We start from the raw sequence: 9,484 nt of genomic DNA, 5'->3' as shown, positions 1-9,484 counted from the left end.
GCTCGGGCTCGTGCAGGGCGTCGGGCCGCAGGGCCGGCTCGCCGAGCGCGCGCCCGCGCTGGATGTTGCGCTCGATCACCACGTCGTTCGGGCCGCCGACGAGGAGCAGGTGCTCCACGTTGTCCCGCCGCAGCAGGATGAGCTGGCGCTGCCGGTCGAGCTCGTACACGTCGACGATGCCGAGCCGCGGCTGGCGCCCGCGCTGCGGGCCGCGTCCCGGCACGGCGAGGCCGCCCCCGGTGAGGCGGCGCAGCACCAGCACGATCACCGCGAGGACCGCGAAGATCACGGCGAAGATGCTGACGTACTGGATGATCGGGGAGCCCTCGGAGCCGAACACGGACTGCAGCAAGGCTTCGCACTCTCGTTCTGGGCCCGCGCGGCCTCGACGCAACTTCGCTGCGCAGTTTAGCATGTGGACGGGTGCGGCGCGCAATCGCGCTTAAACTTTCGTTAACAGCTTCCCCCGGCGGTCCCGACGGGCGTGCCGCCCGGCTTAACGCTCCGTTAACCATGGACCCGGCAGATTCTGCCGGTCGGCAGATCTGTCCGACCACCCTGGAGGCGAGGCCCGTGGCCGTCACCGATCTGCCGCTGCTCGCCATGCTGCGCACCCGGATGCAGTGGCAGCAGGCCCGCCAGACCCTCATCGCCGAGAACGTCGCCAACGCCGACATGCCGGGCTTCCGCCCGCGCGACCTCGCGGCGCTCCGCCTGGACCCGGCGACGGGCAAGCCCGCCGCCTCCGGCACCCTCGCGCTGACCCAGGCCGGCCACATGGCGCCCGCCGGCACCGCGGGCCCGGGCGCCGACCCGCGCAAGGTCAAGAGCTTCGAGGTCCGCCCGAGCGGCAACGCGGTGAACCTGGAGGAGGAGATGATGAAGGCCGGCGACAACCAGTCGGACTACCAGCTCGCCGCCTCGATGTACCAGAAGAGCCTCGACACCCTGAAGATCGCCGTCGGCAAGCGCTGAGGGCGAGGCCGGATTTCGCCTGAAAGGATCGGGCCGTGGATTTCTCGAAGTCGCTCACCATCGCCGCCTCGGGCCTCAAGGCCCAGTCGGGGCGCATGCGCATCATCGCCGAGAACATCGCCAACGCGGATTCCTCGCCCCAGAGCGCGACCATGGAACCCTACCGGCGCAAGATCCCGACCTTCACGAGCCATCTCGACCGCGACACCGGCGCGAGCCTCGTCGAGACCGGCCGGGTCCGGCGCGACCAGAGCGCCTTCCGCAGCAAGTACGACCCCGGCAACCCGGCCGCCGACGAGAAGGGGGCGGTGCGCATGCCCAACGTCAACGCGCTGATCGAGAACATGGACATGCGCGAGGCCCAGCGCTCCTACGAGGCCAACCTCAACATGGTCACGGCGACCCGCCGGATGATCTCCCGCACCCTCGAGATCCTGAAGTAGTCGGGCCATGGCGAGCAGCAACTTCGCGGCCGGCGCCTACGCGGCGGTCCAGGGCATCGGCACCGGCCGCCCGGCGCCGCGGATCGGGCCCGTCTCGGGCACCGGCACCGACTTCACCCAGCTCCTCGGCCAGGCGATCGACCAAGTGGGCGCCGCCGGCCAGCGGGCCGACGCGCAGGCGATGTCGGTCGCGGCCGGCAAGGCCAACGTCGTCGATGTCGTCACCGCCGTCGCCGAGAGCGAGACCGCCCTGCAGACCATGGTCGCCGTGCGCGACCGCATGCTCTCCGCCTACGAGGAGATCATGCGCATGCAGATCTGATTCCTTTCCGATCTCCCGCGCCCTCCCCGCCTCCGCTCGCGTACCCCCAATGACCGGTCTCGCCATCCTCGACGTCGCCCGCGACGGCATCTTCGTCTTCCTGAAGATGGCCGGGCCCCTGATGCTGGTGGCGCTCGTCGTCGGCCTCGTGGTCTCCCTCGTCCAGGCGCTGACCCAGATCCAGGAGCAGACCCTGATCTACGTGCCCAAGATCGTGGCGGTCTTCGCGGCGCTGCTGCTGATGCTGCCCTTCATGGGCGACGCCATGGCCGGCTACATGACCCGCATCGCCGCCCGCATCGCGGCCGGCGGGTGATGGCTGCGCGGGACGTGTCCGCGGGCGCGTGCCATAAGGCGGGGGATGAATCTCCTTCTGCCCGGGATCGCGGCGGCCTACCTGCTCACCTTCGCGCGCGTCGGCACGCTGATCATGCTGATGCCGGGCATCGGCGAGAACACGATCTCGCCGCGCCTGCGGCTCGCCTTCGCGCTGCTGGTGGCGCTGGTGCTGTTCCCGACCGTGCGCCCGCTGCTGGGCGCCCCCGAGACGCTCGCCGGCCCGCGGCTCGTCGCGCTGCTGTTCGGCGAGACGCTGGTCGGGCTGGTGCTGGGGCTCACCGTCCGGATGCTGGTCGCCGCGCTCCAGACCGCGGGGCTGATCGTCTCGCAGCAGCTCGGCCTCTCCTACGCCATGACGGTCGACCCGACGATGGGCGGGCAGCAGGCGACCGTCGGCAACTTCCTGACCCTGCTCGGCATCACCCTGATCCTGGCCGCCGACCTGCACCACATCGCGCTGGAGGGGATCGGGCGCAGCTACGCGCTGCTGCCGCCGGACGGGGTGCCGGGCTTCGGCGACGCGGTGCAGCTGGCGCTCAAGGCGATCGCCCGCGGCTTCGCGCTCGCGGTGCAGATCTCGGCGCCCTTCATCGCCTTCGGCATCCTGTTCAACCTCGGGCTCGGCGTGCTCTCGCGGATGATGCCGCAGCTGCAGGTCTTCTTCGTCGCGGTGCCGGCCTCGATCCTGATCGGCATGGCGATCTTCGTGGGCTGCATCGGCGTGATGATGGGCGTCTTCCTGGACGACCTCGGCCGCTTCCTCGCGCAGCTCTCGGGGCGCTAGGCACCGTCCGGGCGCTGAGCACCCGATGCTTCGGGGGCCGCGATGTCTGACGACGCGGAGCAGGAGGACAAGACCGAGGAGCCGTCCCAACGCCGGCTCGACCAGGCGATCGAGCGCGGCCAAGTCGCCAACAGCATCGAGATCAACACCTTCGCGGCACTCGGCGCCTTCACGCTGGCGCTGGTGATCGCGGGGCCCGACATCGCCCGCACCCTCACGGTCGAGATGCGCGCCTTCCTGATGAACGCGCACGCCCTGCCGGACGACGCCCACACCATGCAGGGCGTGGTCTCGCGCGTGCTGCTGCTCTGGCTCCAGGCGCTCGCGGTGCCGGCGGGGCTCGCCGTCGCGGCCGGGCTCGCCGCGGGCTTGCTGCAGCACCCGCTCGTCTTCACCACCGAGACGCTGGCGCCGAAATTCGACCGGATCTCGCCGATGGCCGGGGTCAAGCGCATCTTCGGGGTCGAGGCCCTGGTGCAGTTCGGCAAGGGGCTCGCCAAGATGGGGGTCGTCGGCGTGGTCGTCGGCACCCTGCTCTGGAACGACCGCGACCGGCTGGAGGCCTTCGTGCGCCTCGACGTGGCGGCCTGCCTCGCGGCGATCTTCTCGATCAGCCTGAAGCTTCTCGGCGGCGTGCTCGCCATCCACCTCCTGATCGCGCTCGCCGACGCACTCTACCAGCGCTTCCGCTGGCGCCAGGGCCTGCGCATGTCGAAGGAGGAGATGAAGCAGGAGATGAAGGAGACGGACGGCAACCCGGAGGTGAAGGGCCGCATGCGGCAGTTGCGGGCCCAGCGCACCAAGAAGCGCATGATGGCCGCCGTGCCCTCCGCCACCGTCGTCGTCACCAACCCGACCCACTACGCCGTGGCCCTGCGCTACGAGGCGGGCATGACCGCGCCGGTCTGCGTCGCCAAGGGCGTCGATGCCCTGGCCCTGCGCATCCGCAAGGTCGCGGCCGAGCACGACGTGCCGGTGCTGGAGAACCCGCCGCTGGCCCGCGCGCTCCACGCCACCGTCGAGATCGACCAGGAGATCCCGGCCGAGCACTACCGGGCGGTGGCCGAGGTGATCGGCTTCGTGATGCGCCTGCGCCGCCGGGCGGCGTGAGGCGGCCTTCCGCCCGTCCGGGGAAATGGAGGGCGGGAGCGCGGCGGCTTAAGGCCGCCGCGTCGCGACTACGCCGCGACCCAGAGCTCGCCCTTGCCGATCGTGGCGAGGTCGCCCGAGTAGCGCTTGGGCACACCATTGGGCGCATTGGCGAGCAGGTCGGCGTGGCGGGCGCTCACCGGGCGGAGCGACTTGGCGAGCAGCCGCAGGTAGACGAGATCGAGCGCCCCGGTCTCGACGAAGGTCGGCATCAGGCTGCCGTGGCCGCCCACCACCAGGGTGCCGCGGCGCATGCCGTAGCCCGGATGGTCGCCGACCGTGCCCGCCGCGATCGTGCCGGCGATCATCCGCGCGCCGGCAAAAGCGCCCGCCCGCTCGACCACGATCAGGCCGCGGCGCATGCTGTCGCCGAGGTAGTCCCCGGCGCTGCCGCGGATCACCAGGGTGGCGCCGTCGAGGCCGACCTTGGCGGCGTGGACCGCCCCGCCCGCATGGTCGCCGGCATCGCCCTCGATCACGATGGTGCCGCCGGTGGCGCCCGAGCCCGCGAAGGGCCCGGCATTGCCGGTGACGGTGAGGCTGCCGCCCGCCATGCCGGCGCCGAGGCGCTGGCCGACATCGCCCTCGACGCGGATCGCGCCCTCGGACATCGCGGCGCCGACCCGGTCGAGCCGCTCGTGGCCGCCCGCGATGGTCAGCGTGTCGGAGCCGTCGAGCGCGACCGTGAAGCAGTCGCCGAGCACCAGCCCGCGCCGGGTGGTGCCGACGACGAGGCGCTCGGCATCGCCCTGGCTCAGGCCCGAGAGCGCCAGCGGGTTGACGGCGAGGAAGTCGAGGCGCTCGGGGGGCGCCTCCCGGAGGGTGAGGACGGGCATCTCAGGCCTCCTTCGCGAGCAGGTCGCGCAAGTGGTAATGGTGGCGCCCGAGATTGCCGCCGTAATTGCCGGCCGTGACCGCCACGAGGCCGTGGGCGGCCCCGACCTCGGTCGCCGCGTGGAGCGCCGCCCGCATCGAGTCGGAGACCCCTTGCGAGGTCAGCGCGTCGATCACGATCTCCAGGACCACGTTGCACTCGGGCGGCAGCCGCGAGCCGGCCCGACCTTTCAGCGTCGGGCAGTAGGCGTCGTTGGTCGAGGCCATCATCCCCTTGGTGCGCCCGCCGACCTTGGAGCCCGAGCGCACGATGCCGCCCGGGAAGGGCAGGATCGCGCCGGGCACGGCGGCGGCCGCCTCGACGGCGATCTCGGCGACCTTCAGCGTGTCGGCATGCTTCCGGCCGAGGAACAGGAGGTTGCCGCCGCCGACCGCGCCATCGACCGCCCGCACGAAGTCCTCGCACAGGAACTCGCCGTCCATGACCGGGATGCGCCAGTAGCGGCGCAGCTTGCCGGTCTCGTCGGGCAGGCGCTTGGCGACCGCGAAGCCGTCGCCGAAATAGCGGATCGCGCCGCCGAGCTTGATCTTGGTCGGCCCGTCGACGCCCGCGTAGGCCGCGGTGCCCGGGCAGGTCAGGATGCACTGGCCGACGCGCTTGATCAGCTGGTCCTTCAGCCCGTTCGGCTCGAAGCCGAACAGCAGGATGCGCACGCCGGGGCGCCCGTCCGGCGTCTCCTCGGGGGAGAGCTCGGCGTCGATCCCGGCCTCGGCGCCGCAGCCGATCACCGAGGTGGCGAAGCCCGTCATCACGGTGGCGGCGATCATCGCCCAGCGGGCGGTGTCGTTCGTCACGATGAGCGCGGTCCCGGCGACGTCGAAGGCCTCCGCGAAGGTGTCCTCGACCGGGATGCCGTTGAGGGTGAGGTGCGTCATCTCAGCCATGGTTCGAAAGCCGCATCGGCCCCTCGGATCCGCGGAGCATCCGCGACAGCGTCACGTCCGGCATGCCACGTCCTCGAACACGGGCTTGTCCGTCGCGAACGCCGCCTCCGGCACCGCGAAGCTGTCGAGGCCCTGGCCGTAGCGGTCCTGCAGGTAGGTCTCGGTGCGCCGCTCCATCGCCCGGTCGGACTCGACGGTGAGCGCGAGGGACCGGCCCGCGCGCCAGTCCACGACCTGCCCGTCCTCGACGATGACGTGGCCGTCCTTGAGCACGAACTTCGCCGCGGTGAACATCGCGGTCCGGTCCGGGTCGTCGCGGTAGATCGCGATGTCGGCGCGGCCCCCGGCGCGCAGATGCCCGCGGTCGTCGAGCCCGAGGAGCTTGGCCGGTCCCGAGCGGGTGAGCTGGGCGATCTCCGAGAAGGTGTACTCGCGCTCGATCGTGGCGATCTCCGAGCGCTCCTTCACGATCCCCGGCAGCGTCGCGATCTCGCGGTCGCGCGCCTCCTTGTCCATCAGCAGGTGGATGATGCGCGGGTACTGGGTGAAGGGACCGCCGTTCGGGTGGTCGGTGGTGAGGATCGTGCGCTCGGGGTCGCCCGACAGCAGCATGATCTCAAGGCCGATCGCCCATTGCAGCGAGCTCGTCGGACCCTTCGGCCGGTAGAGGAACGGCACCACGCCGCCGCCCTCCGCGTCGCCCGCGTTCAGCACCCACTTCTTGGGCTTGGCGCCCTTGCGGCCGCCGAACTGGCGCAGGATGTCGAGCGAGACGGTGACCGTCTGGCCGAACACCACCTGCCCGATGTCGAGGCTCGCCTGCGGGTTCGTCATCATGGCGTCCACGATGCGCCTTGCCGCCGAGCGGAAGCCGCCGGTCATCGGGTTCTCGGGATCCGAGACGCCGTAGGCGTAGAACTGGGCGTGCGCGAAGTGGATCCGCCGCCCCTCCGCCGCGTCGAGCGTCGCGACGAGCGAGTCGTCGGCGCCGGGAAGCCCCAGGTTGTTGCAGTGGACGTGCAGCGGGTGCGGCACGCCGATCTCCTCGACCGCGTCGAGGAGCGCGCCCATGATCTTGCGGGTGGACAACCCGTAGCAGGGGATCTCGTCGTCGAGGCTGAGCTTGAGCGCGCCGTCCTTGAAGGCCGAGGCGCCGCCCGCGTTGATGCACTTGACCCCTAAGCCCCGCGAGGTCGCGACGTTCAAGGCCACGAGGTCGCGCACGGCCGCCCTGCCCTCGCCGTCCCGCAGGATCTGCAGGAGGTGGTCGTCGTTGCCGAGCACGGTGAGCGCGCCGCGGTCGAGCAGCGGGATGTCGGCGAGTTCGAGCTGGGTCGCGAGCGCGTGGACCGGCGGCATCGCCGGCTCGACGGCCGTGGTGTAGCCCATCCGCGCGTAGGTGGCGCCGATCCAGCCGGCCGCACCCCCCGCGTGCGCGAAGGGATGGCCCTCGGGCGCCGCCTCGCTGACGTAGAGCTCAGGCAGCAGCAGGCGCGAGGTGACGACGTTGCCGCCCGCGATGTGCGAGTGCACCTCGACGCCACCCGCCATCACCACGCAGCCGGCGGCGTCGAGGGTCTGGTCGGGTTTGCGGTCGCTCGGCGGCGCGACGATGCGGCCGTCCTCGACCCAGACGTCGCCCACCGCGTCGCGGCCGGCGGTCGGATCGACGACCCGGCCGCCCTGGATCCGGATCAGCATCAGGCGTCCTCACTGTTCGCGACGGCGCTCCGGCCGGCGACGGCGCCGCGGCCGGCGACGGCCGCCGCGATGCGCGCGATGATGTCGGCGGCGGTGGGCAGGTCTGCGCCCTGCTCGGGGGCGCGGTAGCTCAGGCCGGCGCGGCCCTCGTTCCAGAGCACGCCGCCGGTCTCCCGGCCGGGCTCGCCCACCCGGATCACCACCTCGGCGAGGTCGGGCGCGGCGTCCGCGCCGACCAGCGCCACGGTGGGCAGGGTCTTCAGCCACGTGGGCCGCGGGGTCGGCAGGCTGGCGAGCCAGAGCGCGGCGTCGGCCTCGCCGGCCCGCGCCTGCCGGTCGGCGTCGAAGCGCCAGGGATCCTGCTCCGGCACGCGCCGGCCGAAGCCGACGCGGGTGGCCTGCCCCGTGGTCCAGGCCGCGACCTGGAGGGCGGCGCGGTCCTGGGTGCCGTCGCTGACCGAGAGCGCGAAGCAGCGGGTGGACTCGTTGAGGTCCATCGCCAGCCCCTGCAGCATCTCGATGCCGAGCGTGCCGAGCTCGCCCGGATCGTACAGCACGGCGCCGTAGAGCGCGGAGGCCATCGCCCGGGCGGTCTCCGCCATCCCGGCGTCGGAGGTCATGTGGCCGCGGGCATGCGCCCGCAGATGCGCGATCTGGACCGCGAGATCCTGGTTGCTCCGGAGATGGTGGATGCTGCGCTCCGCGCCCGCGGCGCGCCCGCGGACCGGCTTCGTCCCGCGCAGCCGCTCGACGAGCGGGCTCTTGAGGGGAGCCTCGCCCACCACGAGCACCGCGTCGGCGCGGCCCGCCACCTCGGCGGGCGGCGCCTGCATCGCGCCGACCCGGGCCAGCGCGCCGAGATCGGCGTAGGTCGCGTCCCCGCCCGCGGTGTCGACCGATGCGCCGATGCGTCCGGCGAGATCGTAGGCGGCGCGGATCGCCGCCACCTCGGCGTTGAGGCCGGCGAAGACCGGCGCGTGCGCGGACGACAGGAGCCGTGCCGCCGCCATCACGGCGGCGTCGGCGTCGGTCGCCCCACCCTTGACCCAGGCTGCCATCCACCCTCGCGTGTTTTATCGTTGGGCCGCGCGCATCGCAGGCTGTCGCTGCGCGGGGGCGGTCGCCTAAGACCGATGCCGCCGGGCCGCGCGGTCGGGCCCGGCGTGCCGGAATGGCCTGCCCGCCGGACGGGCCGCGCCCCTGGTCAGACCACGGCGCAACCTCTGGCGGACGGCATCCGGGCCGCCTCGCGGTCAGGTTTGCATCGCGCGGCCCCGGCAGGCAAGGCCCCAGCGCGCCGAATCGCATCGCGAGGCCCGCCGGTTGCCCGGCGGGCGCCCGCATGGGAGAAGCCGGCGCCCGCCGATCGGGGCCTGTCTTCGGAACCCGTCCACGGAACCCGTCCACGGAACCGCCGGGCGGCGCGGGCGCTCTAGCCAGACCACGCGACGAGCCGAGGAGAGACCGGGTGCCCGAACTGCCGAGCCGGAGCGAGCCCGCGGCGGGACCGGCGACCGCCGTCACGGTCGAGGCCCCGGCCCGGCTGCATTTCGGCTTCCTCGACCTGCACGGGGGCCTCGGGCGCCGCTTCGGCAGCATCGGGCTCGCCATCGACGCGCCCGCCCTCAGGCTCACCGCCGAGCCCGCGCCCGAGCCATGCGCCGAGGGGCCGGAGGCGGAGCGGGTTCTCGGCTACATCCGGGCGGCCGCCGCCCATCTCGGGGTGGGCGCGGGCGTGCGGATCCGGGTCGCGGAGGCGATTCCCGCCCATGCGGGCTTCGGCTCGGGCACGCAGCTCGCGCTCGCGGTCGCCGCGGGCCTGGCCCGGCTGCACGGCCGGCCTTTCGCGCCGGAAGACTTTTCCAACGCCCTCGACCGCGGCAACCGCTCGGGCGTGGGCCTGTGCGCCTTCACGGAGGGCGGGCTGATCGTCGATGGCGGCCGCGACGCGACCGGCGCCCCGCCCCCGGTCGTCGCCCGCCTGCCCTACCC

General features: G+C 72.8%; 10 protein-coding genes and 2 pseudogenes. 7 read left to right on the top strand and 5 right to left on the bottom strand.

What is annotated here, in order from left to right; all coding sequences use genetic code 11:
• Window positions 1–349 (bottom strand): annotated as a pseudogene (locus AX737_RS11640) (flagellar biosynthetic protein FliO); the annotation flags it as partial.
• A gap of 224 nt (window positions 350–573) precedes the next feature.
• Here AX737_RS11640 and flgB point away from each other — a divergent pair.
• From flgB to flhB, 6 genes are read left to right on the top strand one after another with little or no spacing between them, the layout of a single operon-like run.
• A complete protein-coding gene (flgB, locus tag AX737_RS11635; protein ID WP_066921480.1) occupies window positions 574–975 on the top strand; it encodes a flagellar basal body rod protein FlgB in 402 nt (133 codons plus the stop codon).
• A 35-nt stretch (window positions 976–1,010) separates the two neighbouring features.
• Window positions 1,011–1,418: a flagellar basal body rod protein FlgC gene (gene flgC / locus AX737_RS11630; RefSeq protein ID WP_066921478.1), complete on the top strand. Its 408-nt coding sequence runs from the start codon at window positions 1,011–1,013 to the stop codon at window positions 1,416–1,418.
• 7 nt (window positions 1,419–1,425) lie between these two features.
• Window positions 1,426–1,740: a flagellar hook-basal body complex protein FliE gene (fliE, locus tag AX737_RS11625; protein WP_066921476.1), complete on the top strand. Its 315-nt coding sequence runs from the start codon at window positions 1,426–1,428 to the stop codon at window positions 1,738–1,740.
• Between the two features lie 49 nt (window positions 1,741–1,789).
• Window positions 1,790–2,056 carry a flagellar biosynthesis protein FliQ gene (gene fliQ, locus AX737_RS11620; RefSeq protein ID WP_066921474.1) on the top strand — a complete coding sequence of 89 codons (267 nt, stop codon included), beginning with the start codon at window positions 1,790–1,792 and terminating at the stop codon, window positions 2,054–2,056.
• 45 nt (window positions 2,057–2,101) lie between these two features.
• A complete protein-coding gene (gene fliR / locus AX737_RS11615) occupies window positions 2,102–2,863 on the top strand; it encodes a flagellar biosynthetic protein FliR (protein WP_066921472.1) in 762 nt (253 codons plus the stop codon).
• Window positions 2,864–2,905: 42 nt separating this feature from the next.
• Window positions 2,906–3,973 (top strand): flagellar biosynthesis protein FlhB, encoded by a 1,068-nt coding sequence (gene flhB / locus AX737_RS11610; RefSeq protein ID WP_066921470.1) that lies wholly within the window; start codon window positions 2,906–2,908, stop codon window positions 3,971–3,973.
• A gap of 68 nt (window positions 3,974–4,041) precedes the next feature.
• On the opposite strand, the gene AX737_RS11605 is transcribed toward flhB, so the two are convergent.
• Genes AX737_RS11605 through AX737_RS11590 form a run of 4 tightly spaced genes read right to left on the bottom strand, consistent with a single transcriptional unit; the run spans window position 4,042 to window position 8,550 of the window.
• Entirely contained in the window at window positions 4,042–4,848 is an 807-nt protein-coding gene (locus tag AX737_RS11605) for a formylmethanofuran dehydrogenase subunit C (RefSeq protein ID WP_066921468.1), read from the bottom strand.
• Between the two features lies 1 nt (window position 4,849).
• Window positions 4,850–5,782 carry a formylmethanofuran--tetrahydromethanopterin N-formyltransferase gene (gene fhcD / locus AX737_RS11600; RefSeq protein WP_066921466.1) on the bottom strand — a complete coding sequence of 311 codons (933 nt, stop codon included), beginning with the start codon at window positions 5,780–5,782 and terminating at the stop codon, window positions 4,850–4,852.
• 60 nt (window positions 5,783–5,842) lie between these two features.
• Window positions 5,843–7,492, bottom strand: a complete 1,650-nt coding sequence (locus AX737_RS11595) for a formylmethanofuran dehydrogenase subunit A (protein WP_066921464.1) — start codon at window positions 7,490–7,492, stop codon at window positions 5,843–5,845.
• A complete protein-coding gene (locus tag AX737_RS11590; protein WP_066921461.1) occupies window positions 7,492–8,550 on the bottom strand; it encodes a formyltransferase in 1,059 nt (352 codons plus the stop codon). The genes AX737_RS11595 and AX737_RS11590 overlap by 1 nt, the downstream gene beginning before the upstream one ends.
• Window positions 8,551–8,960: 410 nt before the next feature.
• Here AX737_RS11590 and AX737_RS11585 point away from each other — a divergent pair.
• Window positions 8,961–9,484, top strand: a pseudogene (locus AX737_RS11585) (GHMP kinase); the annotation flags it as partial.

Source organism: Methylobacterium sp. CCH5-D2 (assembly GCF_001556475.1).
Taxonomy (GTDB): Bacteria; Pseudomonadota; Alphaproteobacteria; order Rhizobiales; family Beijerinckiaceae; genus Methylobacterium; species Methylobacterium hispanicum.
Note: the sequence above shows the minus strand (reverse complement) of the source record. Positions and strands in the feature narration are given on the sequence as shown.

Bases quoted from the DNA above. Each gene is read 5' to 3' on its own strand.
- AX737_RS11605 (WP_066921468.1), bottom strand. From the start codon at position 4,848: ATGCCCGTCCTCACCCTCCGGGAGGCGCCCCCCGAGCGCCTCGACTTC.
- fliE (WP_066921476.1), top strand. From the start codon at position 1,426: ATGGCGAGCAGCAACTTCGCGGCCGGCGCCTACGCGGCGGTCCAGGGC.
- AX737_RS11590 (WP_066921461.1), bottom strand. From the start codon at position 8,550: ATGGCAGCCTGGGTCAAGGGTGGGGCGACCGACGCCGACGCCGCCGTG.
- fliR (WP_066921472.1), top strand. From the start codon at position 2,102: ATGAATCTCCTTCTGCCCGGGATCGCGGCGGCCTACCTGCTCACCTTC.
- fhcD (WP_066921466.1), bottom strand. From the start codon at position 5,782: ATGACGCACCTCACCCTCAACGGCATCCCGGTCGAGGACACCTTCGCG.
- AX737_RS11595 (WP_066921464.1), bottom strand. From the start codon at position 7,492: ATGCTGATCCGGATCCAGGGCGGCCGGGTCGTCGATCCGACCGCCGGC.
- fliQ (WP_066921474.1), top strand. From the start codon at position 1,790: ATGACCGGTCTCGCCATCCTCGACGTCGCCCGCGACGGCATCTTCGTC.
- flhB (WP_066921470.1), top strand. From the start codon at position 2,906: ATGTCTGACGACGCGGAGCAGGAGGACAAGACCGAGGAGCCGTCCCAA.